23 protein-coding genes are annotated in these 23,575 nt (G+C 63.2%); 18 read left to right on the top strand and 5 right to left on the bottom strand.

The window, feature by feature from the left end; genetic code table 11:
• Positions 1-15 precede the first annotated feature (15 nt).
• The 6 genes from VIO10_RS00855 to VIO10_RS00830 are packed head-to-tail and all read left to right on the top strand — an operon-like array spanning position 16 to position 4,893.
• Complete coding sequence (locus VIO10_RS00855; RefSeq protein WP_331958023.1) at positions 16-543, top strand: redoxin domain-containing protein; 528 nt, start codon at positions 16-18, stop codon at positions 541-543.
• 7 nt (positions 544-550) lie between these two features.
• Positions 551-1,276 carry a VIT1/CCC1 transporter family protein gene (locus tag VIO10_RS00850; RefSeq protein ID WP_331958022.1) on the top strand — a complete coding sequence of 242 codons (726 nt, stop codon included), beginning with the start codon at positions 551-553 and terminating at the stop codon, positions 1,274-1,276.
• Between the two features lie 10 nt (positions 1,277-1,286).
• On the top strand, positions 1,287-1,538 hold the full coding sequence (locus tag VIO10_RS00845) for a hypothetical protein (protein WP_331958020.1): 252 nt from the start codon (positions 1,287-1,289) through the stop codon (positions 1,536-1,538).
• Positions 1,539-1,541: 3 nt separating this feature from the next.
• A complete protein-coding gene (locus VIO10_RS00840) occupies positions 1,542-2,471 on the top strand; it encodes an ABC transporter permease (RefSeq protein WP_331958018.1) in 930 nt (309 codons plus the stop codon).
• Positions 2,468-3,280, top strand: coding sequence for an ABC transporter permease (locus VIO10_RS00835; RefSeq protein ID WP_331958016.1), 813 nt, complete (start codon positions 2,468-2,470; stop codon positions 3,278-3,280). Before VIO10_RS00840 ends, VIO10_RS00835 begins: the two co-directional genes overlap by 4 nt.
• Positions 3,277-4,893 (top strand): ABC transporter substrate-binding protein, encoded by a 1,617-nt coding sequence (locus tag VIO10_RS00830; RefSeq protein WP_331958014.1) that lies wholly within the window; start codon positions 3,277-3,279, stop codon positions 4,891-4,893. Before VIO10_RS00835 ends, VIO10_RS00830 begins: the two co-directional genes overlap by 4 nt.
• 18 nt (positions 4,894-4,911) lie before the next feature.
• Here the strand turns inward: VIO10_RS00830 and VIO10_RS00825 are convergent, their stop codons facing one another.
• Genes VIO10_RS00825 through VIO10_RS00815 form a run of 3 tightly spaced genes read right to left on the bottom strand, consistent with a single transcriptional unit; the run spans position 4,912 to position 6,796 of the window.
• Positions 4,912-5,946: a lysylphosphatidylglycerol synthase domain-containing protein gene (locus VIO10_RS00825; RefSeq protein WP_331958012.1), complete on the bottom strand. Its 1,035-nt coding sequence runs from the start codon at positions 5,944-5,946 to the stop codon at positions 4,912-4,914.
• The gene (locus tag VIO10_RS00820; RefSeq protein ID WP_331958010.1) at positions 5,943-6,374 is read right to left on the bottom strand and encodes a MaoC family dehydratase; all 432 of its coding nucleotides are present in this window, start codon (positions 6,372-6,374) and stop codon (positions 5,943-5,945) included. The genes VIO10_RS00825 and VIO10_RS00820 overlap by 4 nt, the downstream gene beginning before the upstream one ends.
• Complete coding sequence (locus VIO10_RS00815) at positions 6,371-6,796, bottom strand: FAS1-like dehydratase domain-containing protein (protein ID WP_331958008.1); 426 nt, start codon at positions 6,794-6,796, stop codon at positions 6,371-6,373. Before VIO10_RS00815 ends, VIO10_RS00820 begins: the two co-directional genes overlap by 4 nt.
• Before the next feature lie 85 nt (positions 6,797-6,881).
• Here VIO10_RS00815 and VIO10_RS00810 point away from each other — a divergent pair, with 85 nt between their 5' ends.
• A complete protein-coding gene (locus tag VIO10_RS00810) occupies positions 6,882-7,562 on the top strand; it encodes a DNA-3-methyladenine glycosylase (RefSeq protein WP_331958006.1) in 681 nt (226 codons plus the stop codon).
• Positions 7,563-7,579: 17 nt separating this feature from the next.
• Here the strand turns inward: VIO10_RS00810 and VIO10_RS00805 are convergent, their stop codons facing one another.
• Positions 7,580-8,287: a hypothetical protein gene (locus VIO10_RS00805; protein WP_331958004.1), complete on the bottom strand. Its 708-nt coding sequence runs from the start codon at positions 8,285-8,287 to the stop codon at positions 7,580-7,582.
• A gap of 43 nt (positions 8,288-8,330) precedes the next feature.
• On the opposite strand from VIO10_RS00805, the gene pyrF reads away from it, so the two are divergent.
• Positions 8,331-9,278, top strand: coding sequence for an orotidine-5'-phosphate decarboxylase (pyrF, locus tag VIO10_RS00800; RefSeq protein ID WP_331958002.1), 948 nt, complete (start codon positions 8,331-8,333; stop codon positions 9,276-9,278).
• A gap of 35 nt (positions 9,279-9,313) precedes the next feature.
• On the opposite strand, the gene VIO10_RS00795 is transcribed toward pyrF, so the two are convergent.
• Positions 9,314-9,859 (bottom strand): ferritin-like domain-containing protein, encoded by a 546-nt coding sequence (locus VIO10_RS00795; RefSeq protein ID WP_331958000.1) that lies wholly within the window; start codon positions 9,857-9,859, stop codon positions 9,314-9,316.
• A 306-nt stretch (positions 9,860-10,165) separates the two neighbouring features.
• On the opposite strand from VIO10_RS00795, the gene dprA reads away from it, so the two are divergent.
• The 10 genes from dprA to VIO10_RS00745 all read left to right on the top strand — a co-directional run bounded on the left by dprA (position 10,166) and on the right by VIO10_RS00745 (position 23,566).
• Positions 10,166-11,353: a DNA-processing protein DprA gene (dprA, locus tag VIO10_RS00790; protein WP_331957998.1), complete on the top strand. Its 1,188-nt coding sequence runs from the start codon at positions 10,166-10,168 to the stop codon at positions 11,351-11,353.
• Positions 11,354-11,422: 69 nt separating this feature from the next.
• A complete protein-coding gene (gene topA, locus VIO10_RS00785; protein WP_331957997.1) occupies positions 11,423-13,747 on the top strand; it encodes a type I DNA topoisomerase in 2,325 nt (774 codons plus the stop codon).
• Positions 13,748-14,226: 479 nt separating this feature from the next.
• Positions 14,227-15,576, top strand: coding sequence for a methylenetetrahydrofolate--tRNA-(uracil(54)-C(5))-methyltransferase (FADH(2)-oxidizing) TrmFO (gene trmFO, locus VIO10_RS00780; RefSeq protein ID WP_331957995.1), 1,350 nt, complete (start codon positions 14,227-14,229; stop codon positions 15,574-15,576).
• Positions 15,577-15,598: 22 nt separating this feature from the next.
• Entirely contained in the window at positions 15,599-15,868 is a 270-nt protein-coding gene (locus VIO10_RS00775) for an HU family DNA-binding protein (protein ID WP_331957993.1), read from the top strand.
• A gap of 164 nt (positions 15,869-16,032) precedes the next feature.
• Complete coding sequence (locus VIO10_RS00770) at positions 16,033-17,346, top strand: hypothetical protein (protein WP_331957991.1); 1,314 nt, start codon at positions 16,033-16,035, stop codon at positions 17,344-17,346.
• Positions 17,347-17,353: 7 nt separating this feature from the next.
• A complete protein-coding gene (locus VIO10_RS00765; protein WP_331957989.1) occupies positions 17,354-17,485 on the top strand; it encodes a hypothetical protein in 132 nt (43 codons plus the stop codon).
• A 12-nt stretch (positions 17,486-17,497) separates the two neighbouring features.
• Positions 17,498-19,060, top strand: a complete 1,563-nt coding sequence (locus VIO10_RS00760; protein ID WP_331957987.1) for a hypothetical protein — start codon at positions 17,498-17,500, stop codon at positions 19,058-19,060.
• A 65-nt stretch (positions 19,061-19,125) separates the two neighbouring features.
• The gene (locus VIO10_RS00755) at positions 19,126-20,688 is read left to right on the top strand and encodes a hypothetical protein (protein ID WP_331957985.1); all 1,563 of its coding nucleotides are present in this window, start codon (positions 19,126-19,128) and stop codon (positions 20,686-20,688) included.
• 20 nt (positions 20,689-20,708) lie between these two features.
• Entirely contained in the window at positions 20,709-22,295 is a 1,587-nt protein-coding gene (locus VIO10_RS00750; RefSeq protein ID WP_331957983.1) for a hypothetical protein, read from the top strand.
• Between the two features lie 185 nt (positions 22,296-22,480).
• Positions 22,481-23,566 (top strand): Zn-dependent alcohol dehydrogenase, encoded by a 1,086-nt coding sequence (locus VIO10_RS00745; protein WP_331957981.1) that lies wholly within the window; start codon positions 22,481-22,483, stop codon positions 23,564-23,566.
• Positions 23,567-23,575: the final 9 nt, after the last annotated feature.

The following is a 23,575-nucleotide window of genomic DNA, read 5'->3' as shown; positions in this document are numbered from 1 at the left end:
GCACTTGAGGCCGCGATGCTGAAGCCCGGCGATCCCGCACCGTCGTTCGATCTTGACTGCGCGCTTGATGGGCGTATCGCACGCTCCAGTCTGGCGAAGATTTCTTCCGAGCTGGTTCTGATCTTTTTCTATCCGCGCGACTTTTCCTTCATCTGTCCCACCGAGGTCACGGGCTTCAACAAGGCGCTGAAGGAATTTACCGCCGAGGAGACGACGATCGTGGGCATCAGTATCGACGACGTGGACAGCCATCTGCGATGGGCCCGCGAGCTCGGCGGAATCGGCTACCCGCTGCTCGCCGACCCGGACGGCAATCTGGCGCGCGCCTACGGCGTTTTCGACGACCAGCAAAAGGTCGCGTTGCGTGCGACGTTCATCCTCGATCGGAAACGCAAGGTTGCGTTCGCCGCATCATGCCCGCTGAACGTCGGACGCAGCGTGATCGAGACGCTTCGAATCGTGCGCGCGCTCCGAACCGGCCAACTTTGCCCCGCCGATTGGACTCCGGGCGTCGAGTTCGGTCCCGCCAACCGCGAGTTCTAGGACCAGCTTGGCCGCAATCGATCCCGCGGGGAAAAGGCGGCTGTTCGAGCGGCTCTCGAGCGTGCGCGAAATTGTGTTCGGCGTGCAGGACGGCGTGCTGACCACCGCGGGCGTGCTGTGCGGGCTCAGCGGCGCCGTCTCACAGCATTCGCAGGTCGCGCTCGCCGCCCTGGCTTCCACCGCGGCCGGTGCGCTCTCGATGGCTGCAGGAGCCTACTTGGGCACGCGCGCGGAAACCGAGGTGCTGAGCGCCGAGCTTGAGCTCGTGCGCGTCGACGCTGCCGCCAAGCCGTACACCGTCCAGGAAGGATTGCTCGACGAGCTGTGCAAGGAAGGCCTCAGTCGCGAGGGCGCCTATCGCATCGTCCGCTTGCTCAGCACCTCGCCCAAGGCTCTCGCATCGACCGCCGAGGCAAAGATGTTCGGGCTCAGTGGCGGGACGTTCGGCAGGCCGGCGTTGGATGGAATCGTGATGGGGATCGCATTCCTGGCCGGCGCGGTGGTGCCGCTGCTGCCGTACATGTTAATTCCAGATCCCCGCTACGACCTTGGCGGCGCGCTGGTTGCAACCGCGCTCACCTTGTTCGGGGTTGGATACTTCGAGGGTTGGCTCGCGCATCGCGCCGATCGCTGGCGGCCGGGCCTGCGCTTTCTTGCAATCGCGATGAGCGCGGCGGCCGCCGGCTATCTGATCGGGCTGGCGATCTCGCCACTCGGTGCAACCGCAGGCTAACCTTGTTCGCGTGAAAGTCCCTGCGTACTCGTCGCTGACCGCGTTTCTGGCGCACTATCACGCGCTCAAATCAGACCCGTCGCGCGGCTCTGACGACGAGCAGCTATTGGCCGTGATGTCGGCCGCGATCGCGACGCTTGCGCCCGAGGCTCGCGCCGCACTCGATTCCGTCGAGGACAGCGCCCGTGCGAAACGCCATCGCGATCGCGCCGAGCTCCGGCTCCGCCGCGAGCTTGCCGCACGCGGATTTGTTGCGGGCTGAGCGATGCTCGCTTACCTCGTACGGCGAATCGTATTTGGCGCGGCGGTCCTGGTCGGAACGTCGGTCATCACGTTTGCGATCGCGTTCGTCGTTCCCGCCGATCCCGCGGTCGCGATGGCCGGGGCGAAGGCCGATCCGCAAACTCTCGCCTCGATCCGGATCGAGATGGGGCTGGACCAGCCGCTCTACGTCCAGTACGCGCGCTACTTCGATCGCGCGATTCACGGCGACCTCGGCCGTTCGTATATCCGGCGCGAGAGCGTGACGCGGCTGATAGCCGACCGCTTTCCCGCAACCGCGGTGCTGGCGGGCGCCGCGATGGCGTTGTCGTTGATGCTTGGAATTGCGATGGGCGCGCTGGCGGCCGCGTATCGCGGGCGCGCGGCCGACAACATCCTGCTGGTAATATCGCTGGCGCTGGTGTCGATCCCGGTGTTCTGGCTGGGCACGATGCTGCTGATCGCGGTGGCTGCCACCATTCGCTCATTTCCGCTTGGCGGTTACAGCGGCGCCACCAGCCTGATTCTGCCGACGCTGACGCTCGCGCTCGGCTCGGCCGGCTACTATTCGCGCGTTCTTCACACCAGCCTGTGCGATGCGTTCGATCAGGATTACGTGCGCACCGCGCGCGGCAAGGGTCTCTCGCGCGTCCGGGTGATGCTCAAGCACGCGATGGCAAACGCGCTGCTGCCGCTGGTCACGCTGGCCGGGCTCGATCTGGCGGGGCTGCTTTCGGGCGTGGTTCTGACCGAGACGGTCTTCAACTGGCCGGGGATCGGGCGGCTGGCAGCCGAGGCGATCTTCAATCTCGACATCCCGGTGATCATGGGCACGGTGCTGTTCTCCGCGTTCCTGATTGTCGTCGTCAATCTGCTGGTGGACCTGCTCTACGCGTGGCTCGATCCGCGTATTCGGCTGGCGGAGACCGGATGAATATCCGCCGCCTCGTCACGCTCGAAACCGTTGGCGCCGCGATGGTCAGCGTGCTCGTGATCGTCGCGATCTTTGCGCCGTTGCTCGCGCCGCACGATCCGACGATCGTCGTCGCGCCGACCTTTGGCGATCCCGGCGCGCCCTCATTCGCATTTCCGATGGGCACCGACGAACTCGGCCGCGACGTGCTCTCGCGCATCATCTTCGGCGCCCGAATATCGCTCACCGTCGGCGTCGCCGCGATGGCGGTCACGATGACCATCGGCATCGCGATCGGCCTGTGCTCGGGATTCTTCGGTGGCGCAGTCGATTTTATTCTGATGCGCTTCACGGACCTGATGCTGTCGCTGCCGCCGCTGCTGCTCGCGATGGCGCTGGTTGCGGTGCTGGGACCGAGTTTGCGCACGATCTTCATCGTCATTGGGCTGGTTTCATGGACGTCGATCGCGCGCGTGGTGCGGGCGGAAACGCTGGCGATGTCCCGGCGGGATTTCGTGGTCGGCGCTACGGCTCTGGGCGCGCCGTCACGCCGAGTGATCGCGCGCCATATCGTCCCCAACGTCCTGCCGATAATCGTCGTGATGGCGGCGCTCAGGACCTCCGACACCCTGCTGCTCGACGCCGCGCTCAGCTTCCTTGGGCTGGGCGTGCCGCCGCCAACGCCGAGTTGGGGCCGAATGATCGAAGAGGCGACGATTTACTTCCGCACCGCGCCGTGGCTGGCGACCTTCCCCGGTCTGGCGATCTTTTACGCGGTGCTCAGCTTCAATCTGCTCGGCTACGGATTTTTGCGCAGGCGCTCGCAATGATCCGTCGAAGACTCAAGCCCGCGCGCATCACGCTGTTGCTCCAGGCAATCGCGATCGCACTAGCCGCGGGATGCGGCGGCGGACCACCGCCGCTCAAGTTACCGCCGCACGCGATGGTGCTCCGGCTTGCGGATGCCGACGACGTGCCGACACTGGACCCGGCGGCTGGATATGACACCGTTTCCTGGACTTTCGAACAGGCAATTTTCGACACCCTGGTGCGCTACGGCGACGGCAATATCGAACTCGAACCCGATATCGCAACCGCCTGGGAAGTCTCGCCCGACGCGACGACTTTTACCTTTCACCTGCGCGCTGACGCCCGTTTTTCCGACGGACGAGCCGTAACCAGCGCCGACTTCCGCTATGGAATCGAACGCGTGCTGAATCCCGCCACGCGCTCGCGAGGGATGGAGTACTACCGCGGTATCGTGGGCGCGGCCGATTTCGCCGCGCATCGCAGCGCCCACGTGAGCGGAATCGAGACGCCTGACAATTCGACAATCGTTTTCCACCTGGGCGCACCCGATCCGATCTTCGCGCACAAGCTCGCGATGCCGTTTGCGTCGGCCATCCCGCGCGACGTCGCGGAAAAATGGGGCGACGATTTTTCCCGCCACGTCGTTGGCAGCGGCGCCTTCATGCTGCGCGAGTGGATTGGCGGGCAACGCCTGGTGCTGGTGCGCAATCCCTGCTACTTCGCCAAACCGTTGCCGCATCTCGACGCGATCGTCGAGTCGGTCGGAGTAAACCAGGAGCTGCAATGGCTGCGCTTCGACGCGGGCCAAATCGACGCGGTGGTCGATATCCCGCCGGCCGAGTTCCCCTACGTCATGAAAACTCCGGCGCTGCGAAAGTTGACCCTGGCGAAAACCACGGTCACGACCCGCTACCTCGGCATGAACTGCCAGATGTGGCCGTTCACCGACGTCCGCGTGCGCCGCGCGCTGAGCTGCGCGATCGACCGCCGCAAGCTGATCGCAATTTTGAACGGACGCGGCGTCGTCGCGCGCGGTCTTATGCCGCCGAACCTGCCCGGCTACGACCCCAATCTCGAGGGCTACGACTATGACCCGGCGAAGGCGCGCGCACTGCTCGAACAGGCGCATCTCGCACGCGGCTTCGAGTTTGAAATCTGGATGCGCGCCGACCAGACCATCCTGATGCTCGCACAATCGATACAGCAGGATCTCGCGCCGCTCGGAATCCGCGCCAGGCTGAAGCCGGTCGCGTGGGGGCCGTTTCTCGAAGCGATTCGCCAGCCCCGCACAGTGCAATCGTTCATGCAGGGATGGGAGGCTGACTTTCCCGATCCCGAGAATTTTCTCGGTGCGCTGCTTTCGCGTGCCGAGTGGGGTTCCAACAACGACAGTTTTTATTCCAACCCCGCGGTCGAGCAACTACTCGGTGAAGCCGAGCCCGTGGCCGACCTGAAAAAGCGCTACGCACTCTACGACCAGGCCGAGAAGATCGTCGTCGCCGACGCGCCGTGGGTTTTTCTCTACTACCCGGTGACTTACATAATCCGCCAGCCGTGGGTGCACGATTACGTGATCAATCCGATGCGGCCGACGCGCTTCGAGCACGTCTGGCTCTCCCCGCACCCGGATTAGCGGCGCGCCCGGCGGGTCTCACGCGCTCGCTGAAGTGCTTGCGGGCTCGGCGCGCAGCGCGGTCAGCTCGCGGCTGGCGCGCGGCAGGAACACCAGTCCGATCAGCGCGTTGCAAAGCATGAAGGTGAGTTGCGCGGCGATACTGTAGGCGACGATCTTCGCCGCCGGCGCGTTGCTCGAGAAGAACAACAGCCACGCCGCCTGGCTGGTGCCGAGATGAGCTACCGCGATCGGCAGCGCGGCCGCCAGGAACACCAGCGGCAGAAACAGCATCAGCTTCACGAACGGGACCGCGATCCCATACAGCGCCAGCGCATAATATTGCGCGACGACCGAGGCGAGGAAGGTCGGCGCCTTGATCGCCAGCACCACCAGGTAGTCGAGCGGGCGCGCCTGGATAAAAGTCGCGAGCAATGCGCCCGCCCTTCCGTTCTCGACCCAGTTCCGGATCGGCGCGATCCGCCGGGCAATCGCGAAGAAAATAATTAGTGCCGCCAGCATCGCCCATGCCGCGATGTACACGACGCGAAGAACCGCAACCAGCCTCACCTGCGCGGCGCTCGCCGGCGTGTAAAAGATCACTCCCAGCGTCGAGAAGAGAAAAAGTTGGTAGATTTCGAGCAGCGCGATGAACAGCACCGAGCTGAGCGCGCTCAGGAAGCTGACTCCGGCTTTGCGATGCAGATAGTACGCGACGCCGCCCTGGGCGAGGCTGGTGTTGACGAGCGCCAGCACGTACATGCTCGCGCGAATCGGCAGGATGTCCCGATAGTGCATCCGCGCGTTGAAGCGGCGCACAACCCAGGTGAGACACGCCGAATCGATCGCGCAGTAAAACAGCGAGTACGGCATGAACACCGCCAGGAATTCGAGCACCGGCACCTGCGACAGCGCTTGCTCGACTTTGCGGATGGGAATGCGCCAGAAGATCAGCGCAAAGATCGCGACGGTTCCGAGATACGGAGTCGCCTTGCGCCAGAGCGGTGTCGCGCGAGTCGGCGGGATCCCGTCGCGCGGCGCATCGCTCGAACCGGGAATCGGCCCGGCGCTCATGCGTCGCTCAGCCTGATCGCGGCGCTTCCCGTCAGCACCTGTGCGGCGCGCTGATTCTCGACGTGTATCTGCAGCTCGGCCCGCTGCGGACCGACGGCAACTATTTTCGCGCGGGCGGTCAAAGTGTCGCCGTAGAACACCGGCCTGGTGAGCGATACATCGATACGTCCGCCGCGAACAAAGCGCATGCCGAAGTTGTCCGCCAGGAATTGCGCGACTATCGCGATGGTCTGCTCGCCGGCGGCGATCGGCGCCACGAATCCCGCCTTGCGCGCGGCGTCCTTGTTGTCGTGGATGTTGCCGCGCGGGCGGCGCCGCGGCGGCTGCTCGATGCTCTCGAGGTAGGCCTTCGCCACGTCCGCATCGATAAGGTACGGCGCCGAAACCAGTTCCGCGCCGATTCGAATCTCACCGGGCGGCGCGCTCATCGCATCTCTCCCTTGTCGTTCAGCAGCACCGACGTAATCGCCTGCCGCACCAGCAGCTGATCGGTCACCGCGTCGCGCGATTCATATTCCAGCGTGAAATAAAACTTGCCGCGCTTGTGATACACGGCCGTGATCGTACCCTCGGTCTTGACCGCCTGGCCCACGCGCATCGGCTCGTGAAACTCGCACCAGTGCTTGGCGTGGACTCCGCCCGTACCGCCCTTGAGATGAGCGGCGATGAGCAGCGCGTAATCCTGCAAGCGCATCGTGGGCGACACGATCGCGCCGGGGTTGCGCGCATCGACGATGAATTCGGGACTCGTGGCCCCTACCACCTGCGAGAATGCGCGCGCCTGCTCGGGAGTGACGAGGTAATGAATCGGCCCAAGGCGCATCCCTTCGTGGAGGTTCTCCGGGCGCATCGGGAGTCGAGTATCTTCGCTCATAGGACAGATTGAACAAGCTTAGCAGGCGTGCAAGATTCGGCGAACTGCGGTTTTGAGTGCGATGCCAACTGACAGAGTCCCATACGCGCGCAAGGCGCAAACCCATCTTAGCAAGGCCGACCCGGTCCTCGCACGGATTATTGCCGAGGTCGGTGCGCTTGGAATCCAGCCGCGCCGCGAGCGCTTCCAGGCGCTGGCGCGAAATATCATTTTCCAGCAGCTTGCGGGCGCCGCCGCCAACGCGATTTACGGCCGCTTTGTCGGCTTGTTCCCCGGCGTGGAATTCCCCTCGCCGGAGCAAGTGCTCGCCAAAACCGACGCGGAACTGCGCAGCGTGGGCCTCTCGGAAAAGAAGGCGCTCTACATAAAGGACCTCGCGGCGCACGTCCGGGACGGCAAGCTCAACTTCCATCGCTTCCATCGAATGACCGACGAGGAGATCGTCGCCCATCTCACCCAGGTCAAGGGAATCGGCAAGTGGACGGCTGAAATCTTCCTGATGTTCAACCTGGGACGGCCCGACGTGATGCCCGCCGACGATCTCGGCGTCCAGAACGCGGTCTGGCGGCACTACCGGATGCGGAAGCGGCCCAATCGCAAGCGCCTGCTCAAGCACGCCGAGCGATGGCGTCCGTATCGAACCGCGGCGGCATGGTATCTGTGGCGCAGCCTCGACATCGTGCTGCCCGACGGTGGAGCAAAGGCAGCGGCGAAAAAGCTCGCGAAACGCAAGCAGCGGTAGGGTTGCGCACCGCGTTGCTACTCGGCCAGCATCGGATTCGGTTTCGGCAAGCCAAGCTTGGACAGCGATTCGTCCAGCGCGCGCGCTTCGTTGGACGGAGCCAGCTCGCGCTCGGCGAGCGCGTCGACGCGGCGGCGCATTTCCTTTAGTTCGGTGTAGAGGCCGCCGGACAAGCGCGCGATCACGACGAAACAAATCCACGGGACGACGACCAGTCCCACAATTGTAATCGCAATCATGGTGCGGGCCTGTGATTCGGCGCCGGCCGCCACTGCGACCAAAGCCGCGTCATCAAGGCTCATCAGATCCGCCACCGTCCCTTCCAGATCGCGCAGCCGCGGCTCGAGGCTGTCGTCGCCCGGCGCCGCCGCGCGCAGCGCGTCGAACAGCGGGCGCGCGTCGTTGGCGATTTTCTCGATCCGTTCGGCCTGCTCGCGGGTTTCGATATGCGATCGTGCAATCTCGATTTCAGAAATGAATCCACGCTGCTGATCCATGACGATTTGCGATGCGTCGGATTGCGTGCGTCCCCAATCCATCTTGTAAAGCGCGTTTTCCATCCCCTGGGCCGCGCGCGCCGCCGCATATTCGTTGTCGTAGATTTGCCGCGGCGCCGTCCCGAAGACGTGAAACGCGCCTGCAATCAGCGCGGCCGCCAGCAACAGAATCGCCGGCGCCAGCGCGGCCATAAAACGGAGCTTGGTAACAATAGTCAGGTTGTTCATGCCGGTTTTTTTCCTGTCGTTGCCTCCCAAAAGGATGCCCGCGATGGACGCGAAAACGCAACGACCCGATATGACGCGCGGGCCGCAGTATGCGATAATCGCCGCGATGAATTTTGCCGATCGCCTTGCACAAGCGTCGCGTCTCAAGCAGAGCGTCGTGGTGCTTGGCATCGATCCCCAGCTCGATGCGCCGGACGCGCCCGCAATCCCGCGCGGTTACACTCTGGCGCGCTTCTGTTGCGAAATCGTCGAGGCGTGCGCGCGCTCTGCGGTCGCGGTCAAGCCACAACTGGCGTTTTACGAAGCGCGCGGGCTGGAGGGGATGCGCGCGTTTTGCGAGGTCGTCAAGCTGGCCCGGCGCCTCGGCTTGATTACGATCGCGGATGCAAAGCGCGGCGATATCGGCACGACCTCGGCCGCCTATGCCGAGGCTTTTCTGGGCGATGGCGATTTCAGTTGCGACGCCGTGACCGTCAACCCGTACCAGGGAATTGACGCGGTGATGCCGTTTGTCGCGAAGGCGAGAGACGGCCGCGGGGTATTCGTGCTGGTGAAGACTTCGAATCCCTCGTCGGGGGAATTCCAGGATCTGAGCGCATCGGGCCGCCCGCTATGGGAGTCGGTTGCGGCGCGCGTGAACGAATGGGGCGGCGACTGCGTGGGCGCCAGCGGTCTCAGCTCCGTCGGCGCGGTGGTCGGCGCGACTTATCCCGAGCATGCGCGGCGAGCGCGTGAATTGATGCCGGCCGCGACGATCCTGGCGCCGGGATACGGCGCGCAAGGCGGGTCGGCGCCGGACGCGGTCGCATCGGCGCGCGCGGACGGCGCCGGATTCATCGTCAATGCGAGCCGAAGCCTGATGTACGCGTATCGGAAAAAGGACGGCGCCAAGCCCGTCGAGGCGGCCGCCGAGTACGCCGAGGCGATGCGCCTGGAATTGAATGCCGCGCTCGCCGCACGCCGCGCGCAAGGATTGGCGCGCACCGCGTGACGAACGCACAATGATCGGGTTGGCCGCGCACGCGCCTATGCGCGCAGCAGTTCGGCTTCGTCCGCGGCCAGCGTGGCGTAAACTTCGCGATCGATCGCCCGGTAGCGAGCGAGCGCCTTGTCCGCCTGCTCTTCGTTGCCCTGCTCCCGGGCGATTTCGTGCATCTCCTTTTCGATCCAGGACAGATGCCACGGTTCGTCTTTCATGACGGACTTCAGCACTTCCATCGTCTCCGGATCGACGTTGGGCAGCGCGATATGCGCGTTGTAACGGCTTTGCGCGCGCTCTTCGACCACGACCGTCAATGCGAGCAGATCGATAATCGTTTTGGGCACGCCGGTGCGAAGTCCGAGCCGGCGCTGGTAGCCGTCGTCGATAAGGACCGGAGCGCCGCCCAGATCCGCGATTCGCTTGGTCCATAGATAAGCATGGCGCGTTTCGTCGGCGAGATGAGCCGTCATCTTGAGCAGCGACTCGCCGTCCTTCATGTGTCCCAGGAGATTGAAGAGTAACCGCGCCCCCCGCAATTCGGCGTCGCGATAGAAGCTAAAGATAAGAATCTGCTTCTCAGTCGCAGACATTGTGGTGAAATCCCTCGTTGCAAGTGCTGTAGCGCCCAATACTTCGTCCTCCGTCAACCGTCAAAAAACGACGGCCGGTGTGTAATAATATCAGATGAGACGGTTGTGCGTAACTTATGCGATTGCTTTCGCACGATCAATAAAACGCGGCCGCGGCGACGCCTCCGGCGGCCCGTCGCGCGAATCCGCCGCTTTGATGATCAGGTTGCGAATCTTCGGCGTTAAGAACAACTTACTTATATCACCGCGCGAAATCGCGGGCGGTCCATCGAAGGGAAGCCGCGCGATTGTCGCGGGTGGTGCGCGATGCCGTCACCAGACGCATATTGGCTCGCATTGAGACGCGCTCGCGGAGTCGGTCCGCGAACCTGCAAGCTGCTGATCGAAAAGTTCGGCTCGCCCGAAAAAATATTCCAGCTCAATTCCGGCGAGATCGCAGCCGCCGGCGTGCCGCGCAACACCGCGCGCAGTATCGCCGAGTTTCGCGACTTCGAACCGCTCGAGAAAGAGCTGTGCGAGCTGCCCAACATCGGCGCGCGCCTGGTCAAATGGACTGACGCCGACTATCCGCCAAATTTGCGCCAAATCGCCGACCCGCCGCCGTTCCTGTTCGTGCGCGGCCCAGCCCAGCTCAGCGATCCCGCCTGCATCGCAATCGTCGGCGCTCGCGCGGCCAGCGATATCGGCCGGCGGATGGCGCAGAGGCTCGGCCTCGAGCTCGCGGCCAAGGGCTTCACTATAGTCAGCGGCCTGGCGCGTGGAATCGACGGCGAGGCGCACCAGGGAGCGCTCGACGCGCACGGCAAAACGCTCGCCGTGCTGGGATGCGGCGTTGACGTCATCTATCCCGCCGAGCATCGCAAGCTGGCCGACGCGATCCTCGCCGGCGGCGGCGCTCTCATCAGTGAACTCCCGATTGGAACGCCGCCGCTGGCGGAGAACTTCCCAACTCGCAACCGCATCCTGTCGGGCCTATGCCTTGGCGTCGTAATCGTCGAGGCGGCTGAAAAGAGCGGCTCGCTGATCACGGCACGGATGGCGCTCGAACAAGATCGCCAGGTGTTCGCCGTTCCCGGCAGCCCGCTTTCCGGCAAAACGCGAGGCAGCAATCGCCTGCTGAAGGATGGCGCGAAGCTGGTCGAATGCGTCGAGGACGTGATCGAGGAGTTGGCGCCTCAGATGGCCAGCAGACCGGTGGCGACCCGGAGCCTGCCCAACGAGCCGGCAGAACGGGCTCCGACGCCTGTAGCGTCCGACACGAGAGCTGAAGTCGCTCACATTGCCGAGTCGGCCAAAGGCGCCAAGACTCTCCAAATAGTAGCTGATGAAGCTACAGCAATCTTAGGTAATCTAAAAGAATCCGAAAGGCTCCACGTTGATTCGATCATCGAGTCCTCCGGGCTAAATGCCCAAACCGTGCTTAGGTTATTGCTGGAACTGGAACTCGAGGGTCGCGTTACCCAGCATCCGGGCAAGCTTTTCTCGCTTGCATAAGTCTGGCAGGCTGTAGCTCTTGCCTCACTGGGAATGGGTGGGGAATGGGAGCTGGAGGCGCCTAAATCGGTGGCTAAAAATCTTGTAATCGTCGAATCGCCCGCAAAGGCGAAAACCATCAAGCGTTACCTCGGTAGCGATTACCAGGTCATGCCCTCGGTCGGGCATGTGGTGGACCTGCCCAAAAGCAAGCTGGGCGTCGATGTCGAGCACGATTTCGCTCCCGACTACGTGGTAATCAAGGGCAAAGAGAAGGTAATCGGCGAGATCAAGAGCGCCGCCAAGGGCAAGGAGAATATCTACCTCGCCAGCGACCCCGACCGCGAAGGCGAGGCGATTGCGTGGCACATCGCCGAACACCTCGGCAAGACCAAGTCCAACGTCCGCCGCGTACTGCTCCATGAAATCACCGCCGCCGCCGTCAAGCAGGCGGTCGCCAATCCTTCGGACCTCGATCATCACCTGTTCGACGCGTACCAAGCGCGCCGTGTGCTCGATCGGCTGGTTGGGTACAAGATAAGTCCGCTGCTGTGGGACAAGGTCAAGCGCGGGATCAGCGCCGGGCGCGTGCAATCGGTTGCGTTGCGGATAATCGTCGATCGCGAACGCGAGCGCGAGGCATTCCGCGCCGAAGAGTACTGGACGCTCGACGCCCGCCTTTCCGGCAAGAATCCGCCGCCGTTCAAGGCGCGGCTCTTCAGCTACAAGGACGACCGCATCGACAACAAATCCCGCAAGCTGGCCGAGGCCGAGGCGCGCGCGATCATGGCGGCCGTCGAGGCGGCGCCGTTCAAAGTCAAAAGCGTCGAGCGCAAGGAAGTCCGCCGCAGTCCGACGCCCCCGTTCATCACCTCGCGGCTTCAGCAGGAGGCCTCGCGCAAGCTCTTCTTTCAGCCGCGGCGCACGATGCAGATCGCGCAGAAGCTGTACGAGGGCGTCGAGCTTGGCGAGCAGGGCGCGGTCGGGCTTATCACTTATATGCGCACCGACTCGCCGCGCGTTTCCGAGCAGGCGCTCGACTCCGTCCGCAACCATATCGGCTCGCGCTATGGCAAGGAGTACGTTCCCGACAAGCCAAACTTTTATCGATCCGGCAAGCAGGCGCAGGGCGCGCACGAAGCTATTCGCCCGACCGCCGTCGAGCGCGACCCCGAGTCGATCGCCCGCTACCTCGACCGGGATGCGCTCGCGCTCTACACGCTGATTTACAATCGCTTCGTCTCAAGCCAGATGACCCCGGCGGTGTACGACCGCACGACCGTGGACATCGAATCGGCCCACGCGATCTTCCGCGCGACCGGGCAAGTGATGAAGTTCGACGGCTTCATGCGCGTGTATATCGAAGGCCAGGACGATGCCTCGGGCGATGACGAAGAAGGCGCCTTGCCGCTGCTCAGCGAAGGCGAGACGCTCAAATTGCTCGGGCTGGAACCCGAGCAGCATTTCACCCAGCCGCCGCCGCGCTTCACCCAGGCCACGCTCATCAAGGAGCTCGAAGAGCAGGGCATAGGGCGTCCCTCGACCTACGCCGCAATCATGACGAGCATCCTGAAGGTCGAGTACGTCGAAGAAGACGAGAGCAAGCGGATGCGTCCGACCTCGCTTGGACGGGTCGTCAACGACATGCTGGTCAAGGCGTTTCCCGACATTTTGGAATCCGGCTTCACCGCGCAGTTCGAAGAGGATCTCGACAAGGTCGAAGCAGGCGCCGAGAACTGGGTCAAGACGCTCGGGCGCTTTTACGGCCCGTTCGCGAAGGACCTTGCCGAGGCCAAGGATAAAATGCCCGAGGTCAAGCGCAAGGGTTTGCCCACCGGGCTTAAATGCGAGCTCGACGGCGGCGACATGGTGATCAAATGGGGGCGCAACGGCGAGTTCGTCGCCTGCTCGAACTACCCCAAATGCACCAACACCGGAGAGATCGCGCGCGACGACCAGGGTACTATCACGCTCAAAGCTCCGTCGGCGCCGGTGCCTACCGATGAAGTCTGCGAGAAGTGCGGCAAGCCGATGGTCAAGCGGCGCTCACGCTTTGGCGAATTCCTGGGATGCTCGGGGTATCCGGAGTGCGACGGAATCAAGCGCCTGCAGTCGGCGCCGTCGAAGACCGGGGTCGCGTGTCCGGAATGCAAGGAAGGCGAAATCCTCGAGCGTCGCAGCCGCCGCGGAAAAATTTTCTTCGGATGCGGCCGCTATCCGAAATGTAAATTCGCAGCCTGGGACAAAGTCGTCCCGCATCCATGCCCGTCTTGCGGCGCAACCTACATGGTCGAGAAGAACTTGAAGCGCACCGGCATCACCTGGCAATGCGCCAACAAGGAATGCGGCTACAAAGCTCCCGCGCCCGCCGCCGAGCAGGCCGCGCCTGCGCCAGCCTCGACGCTTCCCGCGTAGCGCCTCCATTTCGCTTTTTCACTGTTTCACTGCGTCGGATTCGCGCGGATGTGTCGATCCGCGCTGGTTCACACCACCGTCGAAAAGCCGGCACCGCCCTGGCCGTGGCGACGGCAGCGCAGTATTAAAGCCGTTGGCAGGGGCCGCGCGCGACAACGGAGCGCGGCCTTAACATTGGGTGCAGGGGTCACCCCTGCGGATGAACTATTCAGCCTGCCCCCCAGCGGATTTGATGTGCTATGCGTACGCTATGGTCAACCGCCAGGATGTCCCGTACTCGCTCGGCTCGCCCAAAATCGGGCGAGGTCTGTTTCCGGCAGAAATAATTTTTGACGGAACAAAGCTAGCCCTGGAGGGCAGCCGTCCCAAAACCACAACTAATGGTATAAATTGCTCTCCCCGGCCCTATTCGACCAGTCAAAAAAACACCACGATCGCGGCTCACCGCATCCAGACTCCTGTTCAGGCGGCAATTCCCGATGAGTGAAAGCCAGGTAACCGTTGTCGGAGCGGGACTCGCGGGCAGCGAGGCCGCCTACCAGCTCGCGCGCAGGGGTATTGCCGTGCGGCTGGTCGAGATGCGGCCGGTCAAAATGACCGAAGCGCATCGGACGGCGGATTTCGCGGAGCTGGTGTGCTCGAACTCGCTGCGCAACGATTCGATGGAGACCGCCGTGGGCGTGCTCAAAGAAGAGATGCGCCGGCTTGGCTCGCTGGTGATTGCGGCCGCCGATCGCGCGCGGGTGCCGGCGGGTTCCGCACTCGCCGTCGATCGCAATGACTTCTCGCGCGCCATCACCGTGGCGCTCCAGGATCATCCGATGGTGGAGATTTCACGCGTCGAGGCGTCGGAGATACCCGCCGGGCTGACCATTCTCGCCACCGGTCCTCTGACCAGTCCGGCGCTGGGCGAGTCGCTCAACCGCCTGATCGGTGCGCGCAACTTGTATTTCTACGACGCGATCGCGCCAATCGTCGCCGCCGATTCGATCGACATGGCCGTGGCGTTCAAAGCCTCGCGCTACGGCAAGGGCGGCGATGATTACATCAACTGCCCGATGACCGATGTTCAGTACCACGCCTTCGTCGCGGCGGTTGTGGCGGCTGAAAAAATCGAACTGCACCCATTCGAGAAGCCGGTTTATTTCGAAGGATGCATGCCGATTGAGGAAATGGCGCGCCGCGGCCCGATGACGCTCGCATTCGGTCCGATGCGTCCGGTCGGGCTCTCAGAGCCGCACAGCGGGCGCCGGCCGTTTGCGGTCGTGCAGCTGCGGCAGGACGACGCCGCCGGCCGGCTGTACAATATGGTCGGATTCCAGACCAAGATGACGTATCCGGAGCAGCTCCGCGTGCTGCGAATGATCCCCGCACTGGGCAAGGCGCAGTTCGTGCGCCTCGGCTCGATCCATCGCAACACGTTTATCGACTCGCCACGCCTGATCCGTCCCACACTTCAGCTCAAGGCGCGCGACGATTTGTTTTTGGCCGGCCAGATGGTCGGGGTCGAAGGCTACGTCGAGTCCGCCGCCGCGGGATTGCTGGCGGGAATCAACGCCGCCAACCTGGTTATGAGTCGCGAACTGATCGTTGCGCCGCCCGAGACCGCGCTCGGATCGATTATCGCCTATATCACCGATCCCGCGCGGCGCGACTTCCAGCCTATGAACGCGAACTACGGCCTGATGCCTGATTTGAAGATCCGTGCGCGAGGCCGTCAGAAGAAAATCGAGATGGGTACGCGTGCGCTGGCGGCGATCGACGGGTGGATCGAGCGCAATCAAATCGAACCGCCTGCGGCTATGGCTCCGCGCGCACTTCGGCTATAGGAATTTGTGGAGGTCCTTGTCGATGACCAAAGCCGAACTGATTGACACGATCGCCCGGTCCACCGATCAGCCCAAAAAACTGGTCGCCACTACCCTGGACCTCGCATTCGAACAAATTGCGCGTTCGATTCGCAAGGACAAGCGCTTCTGGGTGCCCGGCTTCGGCACTTTTTCCGTGCGCCGGCGCCGCGCACGCGCCGGCTTCAATCCACGCACGAACGCGCCAATGACCATTCCGGCGGCTCGCACGGTGGGCTTTCGTCCGGCGCCGCAGCTAAGGAAAGGTCTCTGACGGCCGCTCCCAAAGCCGGTGAGCGCGATCAACTACGCGATCATCCGCACGCTCAAACGACACCCCGCCCGATCGTTTCGGCCCGTGCGCTGAGTCTCACCCTGCTCCTCGTCGCTCTCGCCGCGGGCGGTGCCCTGCGCTTTTACAATCTCGGCGCGCTCGAGATGTCGGCGGACGAGGGCGCATCATGGGCCGCCGCCTCCGCGCCGACCGCCGCCGAAGTGATCGCACGCCAGCCGGCGCTCAATCCCGGCGAGCTGCCGATACATGACTTGATGCTGCATGGATGGATCGCGCTTTTCGGATCGAGCCTGGTCGCGATGCGCGCGATGTCGGCGGCCTTCGGCGTCGTGTCGATACTGTTGGTTTATCTTGTCAGTTGCGAACTGTTCGCGCCCGGGTCTGAAAGAGAATCGGCGTTGACCAGCGACGACGTCAGGATAATTGCCGGGCTTGCCGCACTGGTCTTTGCCGTGAACCTCGTCACGATCAAGTACTCGCGCGAGGCGCGGATGTATCCGCTGATGCTCGCGGCGGTTCTCGCGCAAGTAGCGATGTTCCTCCGCGCGCTTCGCGTCGGCGGTCTCGCGAATTACGCGGCACTCTTGGTTCTGACGGCAATTGCGATCGCCTCGAACTTCGCCGCATTGCTGGTGCCCGCGAGCGAAGGCTTGTGGCTGCTGAATGTAGTAGCGCGCGCGCGATGGCGCCCGGATAATGCGAAGGCGCGGCGCGGGTGGGCGATCGCGATTGCGCTCGCGGCGGCAGGATTGATTCTCGTACCGAGGCTTTTTTCTTCTCTGCGCGCGGCCTCGGCCGGGAGCGTCGGCGGATGGCGCAGGCCGCCGGCATTATACGCGCCCTTCGCGCTATTCAATAAAGCAACCGGCAGCTTCGCGTTCCCGATCCTCGCGGCGCTTGCGATTTGGGGTGCGGTCCGCGGATGGCGCCGCGGCGCGCACGACGCCGTCGGCTTCGCGCTCCTCTGGATGTGGGCGCCGCCGGTGGTGATGGTTGCCGCGTCATACACGATCGCGCCGGTGTTCGTCGAGCGTTACGCGCTGTCGTGCTTCGTTCCGTTTTTCATTTTCGTCGCGCTGGGGATATTCGAGCTGCCCGGCGATCTCGTCCGCATCGGCGCGCTCGCGCTCGCAGTCGCATTCTCCGCCGGCCATATCGTTTCGTACGATCGCAAGCCGCACGACGCGCAGTATCGCGAAGCAATTGCGGCCGCCTCCTCCGCGCTCAAACCCGGCGAGGTCATGACCGTCGTTCCGGCGTATGCGATCGAAGTCGTCCGATATTATCTCCCCGCCGATCAACTCGATCGCGCGGTTCGTTACGGCGCGTCAGCATCGGCGCCTGCCGTGTTGATTCTTGGGCGTCAGAACCTCGCGCCGGATGCCGCCCGGTCATATAGAAAGGAATATCCGGAGGTCGTCGCGCGGCTGCGCGGCGTAACGGTTCTGCGAAGGTGAACTTGCGATGAGCCTTCAGAATCCCGGCGATTTGAAAAATGAAAAGCCGGCGGAAGGCCGGCCCGCGCGGGAATATGCGGCAGCGGACGGCGTCGTGCGGCTCAGCAACGAGACGATCTGCTTCGGCGCGCGCGCCTAGCCCGATACCATGATGGCCGCCAATCCCGCTCGCGTCTCGCTGTTGCGCTACTCCCCGGCACTGATCCTGCTCGCGATTGTGATCGCAGACGCACTCCAGCACACCGGTGCCGATCTCTGGGGACACGTTCTCTGGGGCCGCGAGCTTCTCGCTCATGGCTCGCTGCCGCGCGTCAATCCTTATTCGTATTCGGCGCCGGGCTACCCGTGGCTGCGTCATGAATGGTTGAGCGAAGTCCTGATGGCCGCGATGTTCGACAAGTTCGGCCCGTTCGGCCTCAAGCTGCTCAAGTTCACCTGCGCGGCCGGCACTATCTGCTTTATTGCTCTCGCTGAGTCCGAAACCGCGGCGCCGGCGTTCGTGCAGGCGGCAATCCTGCTGGTGGTGGCGATGATCCTGGCGCCGATGGTGCAGTTTCGGCCGCAGCTGTTAGATTTCGTCGCGCTGTCGGCGATTGTCGCGCTGCTTGCCCGTCACAACTGGCGCGGTTCGGCGCCGCTATGGATTGCGATCCCGATCGTCGCGATTTGGAGCAATTTTCACGCCGGATTTTTTATAGGCCTCGTCGCAATCGGCGTGTATGGAGCAACCACCCTCCTGTCCGACATCCTTGCGGGCCTCGGTCCGCGCCGCGGGCTTGGCATTGTCGCGATTACCGCCGCCGCTGCCGCATCCACTTTGTGCACGTTTCTGATCCCGCCCGCGCGCGACACCTGGTACTCGCTAATAAGCGAGCTCCGGAACCCGATGACGCGCAGTCAGGTTGCGGATTGGAGACCGCTGATAGCTGCTCTGACGACTGCGGATAGCGGGAGCATCGCGAAGAAATATTTCGTCCTGGTGTTTTTCTTTTTTGCCGCCGCCGCCGTATCGGTAGTTCTTAAGCCGAAAGCTGCGGACGCGCCGCTGGTCGCAGTCGCCGCCGTAATGCTCGCGGCAGCCTTCGCGGCCGTCCGCAACATCCCGATTGCGGCGATTGCGATCGCGCCGGTGTTTGCGAACCACCTGGGCTTGCTCGTGCGGCCGCGCGAGGTCACCGCCGCCGCACCGGCTTCGAGCGGTCGAGCGATGCCGCGTGCGGGCCGATTGGTCATTGAAATCTTGGTCGCGGTCGCCGCCATCGGGCTCGCGCGGTATAGCGGAATTCTGTCGCCCGGAATAGACGCAACCGACAATCCCGCCGATGCCATCAACTTCATGAACAGCCACCGGCTCACCGGAAACGTGCTGACTACCTTTGAATGGGGCCAGTACGTCATTTGGCATGGCGCGCCAGGCACTAAAGTCTTCATCGACAGCCGCTACGACGAGGGCTATCCCGCCGCGGTGATCCGCGACTACCTTGAGCTCGCCAACAACATGGCCGGCGGATCGCATACGCTGGCGGCGTATCCGCATGATTTCGTGTTGGTCCAGAGAGGTTCGCCGGCCGCGAAGCTGATGGCTTCCCGGCACGACTGGCGGCTCATTTACTCAGATCCGGTCGCCGTGCTGTACGCCCGCGCGAACTCACCTGCTGCCCGGCTCGATGGCGTTCCGTTCGCGGGCACAGCCGGGCCGGCGATGTTTCCGTAGTCCGCGGGGCGCGGCTCGGCAGCGATACGATCTGCTTCGGCGCGCGTGTATAACGGGATACCATGGTGGCCGCCAATCCCGCTCGCGTCTCGCTGCTGCGCTACTCCCCGGCACTGATCCTGTTCGCGATCGTGATTGCGGACGCACGCCAGCTCAGCGATCCCGATCTGTGGGGACACGTTCTGTGGGGCCGCGAGCTCCTTGCTCATGGCTCGCTGCCGCGCGGCAATCCCTATTCGTATTCGGCGCCGGGCTACTCGTGGCTGCGTCATGAATGGTTGAGCGAAGTCCTGATGGCCGCGATGTTCGACAAGTTCGGCCCGTTCGGCCTGAAGCTGCTCAAGTTCGTGTGCGCGGTTGGCACTATCTGCTTTATTGTTCTCGCTGAGTCCGAAACCGCGGCGCCAGCGTTCGTGCAGGCGGCAATCCTGCTGGTCGTGGCGCTGATCCTGGCGCCGGTGATGCAGTTTCGGCCGCAGCTATTCGACTTCTTCGCGCTGTCAGCGATTATCGCGCTGCTTGCCCGTCACAACTGGCGCGGTTCCGCGAGGCTCTGGATTGCGATTCCGATCGTCGCGATTTGGAGCAATTTTCACGGCGGATTTTTTATAGGCTTCGTTGCGATCGGCGTGTATGGAGCAACTATCCTCCTGTCCGACATCCTTGCGGGCCACGGTCCGCGTCGCGGGCTTGGCATTGTTGCGATTACCGCCGCCGCTGCCGCATCTACTTTGTGCACGTTTCTAATCCCGCCCGCGCGCGACACCTGGTACACGCTGATCCACTCGATCCTGAACCCGATGACGCATTACGCGATTATGGATTGGAAACCGCTGATGGTTGATCTGACGACCGCGCACAGCGGGAGCGTCGAGAAGAGGTATTTCGTCCTGGTGTTTTTCTTTTTTGCCGCCGCTGCCGTATCAGTAGTTCTTAAGCCGAAAGCTGCGGACGCGCCGCTGGTCGCGGTCGCCGCCGTAATGCTCGCGGCAGCCTTCGCGGCCGTCCGCAACATTCCGATCGCGGCGATTGCGATCGCGCCTGTGTTTGCGAACCACCTGGGCTTGCTCGTGCGGCCGCGCGAGGTCACCGCCGCCGCTCACGCTCCCGGCGCTCGAGCGATGCCGCGTGCAGGTCGACTGGTCATTGAAATCCTCGCCGCGGTCGCCGCCATCGGGCTCGCGCGGTACAGCGGAATTCTGTCGCCCGGCATCGACGCATCCGACAATCCGGTTGATGCCGTCAACTTCATGAACAGCCACCGGCTCACCGGGAACGTGCTGGCGCAGTACGCATGGGGTCAGTACGTCATTTGGCATGGCGCGCCAGGCATGAAAGTCTTCATCGACAGCCGCTACGACCTGGCCTATCCTCCCGCAGTGTTCCAGGACTATCTGGAGTTCGCCAACAACCTGACCGGTGGATCGCATACGCTGGCGGCGTATCCGAATGATTTCGTTTTGGTCCAGAGAGGTTTGCCGGCCGTAAAGCTGATGGCTTCCCAGCGCGATTGGCGGCTCATTTACTCAGATCCGGTCGCCGTGTTGTACGCGCGCAAGGGTTCCGACGCCGCGAATATTCCAGCAGTTTCCGAGTCGGGACCGATCCATCACCGGCAATTTCCTTGAAGCCTGACGCCGGAGCCATCGTGACGCCTGAATCCTCCCCTCCTTCCGAATTGTCGCAGCCCGCACGGCCCGCCGTCGCGTCGCTGTTTCGCTACTCTCCGGCGCTGATCCTGGTCGCGATTGCCATCGCCGACTTGAACCGCCTCGCCGACCCGGATCTGTGGGGTCACGTCCGCTTCGGGCAAGCCGTGCTCAACGCGGGACACATCGTGTGGCGCGATCCGTATTCATATTCCGCACCGGGCCATCTGTGGCTCAATCACGAATGGTCGAGCGAGTTGATAATGGGGACGCTCTACAATCATCTGGGAGTCTTCGGCCTCAAGCTGATGAAACTTGGGTGTGCGGCCCTGATCGTTGTCTTCCTCGCCGCTTCGGAAAGCGAGACCGGCGCGCCGCCGCTGATCCAGTTCGCAATCCTGCTGGTTTCTGCCCTGGCGATCGCGTCGTATGTGCAATTCCGGCCGCAGATCTTCAGTTTCGTCCTGCTGAGCGCGCTCATCTATATGCTCACGCGCGAGGTTTATGGCCGCCGCGCCGCGCCGCTATGGCTGGCGGTTCCGATGCTCGCAGTGTCGGCCAATCTGCACGGCGGATTCATCCTCGGAATCGCGACGCTCGCAATCTATAGCGCCGTGTCCGGCGTGCAGGATGTCGTCAATCACCGCGGCCTCGCACGCGCACTTCGGCTCGGTGCGATTACGGCGTTATCGACGCTCGCGACGCTGGCGAATCCATACGGAGTCGGCGCATGGCATGCGGTACTTCATGCGCTGTTCAATCCGTACACGCGGATCGTAATGGTCGATTGGCAGCCGCTTTTGAAGGCAATCGTCGCGAGTTGGCATTCCCAGGCGGTCGGCCCGATCTACCTGGTGCTCGGGATTGTCCCGATGGCGGCGTTGGCCGTTTCGTTCATCTTGAGCCCATCGAAGGACGATCTCCCGCTGATCGCGATAGCAGCCGTGATGTCCGCGGCGGCGTTCGTTTCGGTGCGCAACTTACCAGTTGCGGTTATCGCGATTGCCGCGCCACTCGCGCGTCATCTGCCGCGAGCGCTCGAGCGCCGATGGCCTGCGATTCGCGACGATCCTCGAGCAGCGCGGCCCTCGTCGCGGCTTAACCAGGCGATACTTGCGATGCTCGCGCTGGCAATCCTGTGGACCAGCGGTCTCTTCTCGAATCGGCTCACGTCCTTCGATCCTTATCCCGTCAGTGCCTGCGCGTTCATGAAGGATCGCGATCTCAAGGGCAACGTGCTTGGGCTGTTTTCATGGGGCGAGTACCTGATTTGGCACTTGGGGCCGGACTCGAAAGTATTCATGGACGGGCGCTACGACACGGTCTATCCGCAAGCTGTGCTGAAAAAGTTTTTCGTGTTCACCTACAACCAGGCGGGCGCCGATGCGGCCTTGACCAAATTTCCGACCGACTTCGTGCTGATTCCGCCGGACATCGGGGCGCGCAAGCTGATGGACTCGCGCGAGGACTGGCGGCTCATCTATAGCGACGACACGGCCCGGCTGTACGCGCGCGCGAACTCACCTGCCGCCCGGCTCGTGGGCGTTCCGTTCGCGGGCGCAGCCCGGCCGGCGATGTTTCCGTAGTTCCGTCCATCGGCGCCTGGAAGTCCCGCACTGGAAATGCGCCGCCAGTGTGGTAGTAAGGTAATTATCACGGCGCTCGCGCGGTGCAGGACGTTTTTGGTTTCTCGTTTTTCGTTTTTCGTGTTTCGTTTTTCGTTGCCCGCGCGTGCAGCCAATACTATCGCCACACTCAAGGAGCACTCAGAATGAAAGCCGCCGTTTTCCACGGGCCCAATTTGCCGCTCAGCATCGAGGACGTCGAACTCGACAAGCCGCAGGACCGCGAAGTCCTGATCAAAACCGTCGCCAGCGGCGTATGCCATAGCGATCTGCATTTCGTTGACGGCTTATACCCGTACCCTGCGCCCGCGGTGCTCGGCCACGAGGCCGCCGGAATCATCGAAGAAGTCGGCAAACAGGTAACCTACGTGAAGCCCGGCGATCACGTGATCTGCTGCCTGTCGGTGTTCTGCGGCAACTGCGAGCAATGCATGTCAGGCCATCCGAATCGATGCTCGAACAAGGCCGCCACGCAGCGCAACCCCCAGGACAAACCGCGCATCTCGCAGAAGGGCAAGCCGGTCTTTCAGTTCCTGGACATCTCGTCTTACTGCGAGAAGATGCTGCTGCATGAGAATGCAGTGGTGAAGATTCGCGAGGACCTGCCGCTGGATCGCGCGGCGTTGATCGGATGCGGCGTCACCACCGGCGTCGGCGCGGTGCTCAATACCGCGAAGATCGAAGCCGGCTCGACGGTCGCGGTCTTCGGCGCGGGCGGCGTTGGACTCGCCGCGATCCAGGGTGCGCGGATCGCGGGCGCGCGCAAAATAATCGCGGTCGATATGTTCGAGGGCAAGCTCGCGATGGCCAGGCGGATGGGCGCGACCGACACCGTTGACGCGTCCAGCAGCGATCCCGTCGATGAAATCCGAAAAATGACCGGCGGCGGCGTTGACTACTCTTTTGAAGCGATCGGACTCAAGAAGGCCGCCGAGCAATCGTTCAACTCGCTCAAGGCCGGCGGCACTGCGACCGTGATCGGCATGATTCCCGTCGGCCAGAAGGTCGAGATCGACGGCTACATGTTTCTGACCGAGCGCAAGCTGCAAGGCTCCAACATGGGCTCGAACCGATTCCGCATCGACATGCCCCGCTACATCGACTTCTACATGCAGGGGCGCCTCAATCTCGACGACATGATCAGCCGCCGCGGCAAGCTCGAGGACGTCAACGAGGCGTTCCGCGCCATGAAGGCCGGCGAGGTCGCGCGCACTGTGTTGATGTTCAACTAGCGCGGATTC

Source organism: Candidatus Binatus sp. (assembly GCF_036567905.1).
Lineage (GTDB): Bacteria > Desulfobacterota > Binatia > Binatales > Binataceae > Binatus.
The sequence above is the reverse complement of the archived record's forward strand: the minus strand, read 5'-3'. Positions and strand labels throughout refer to the sequence as shown.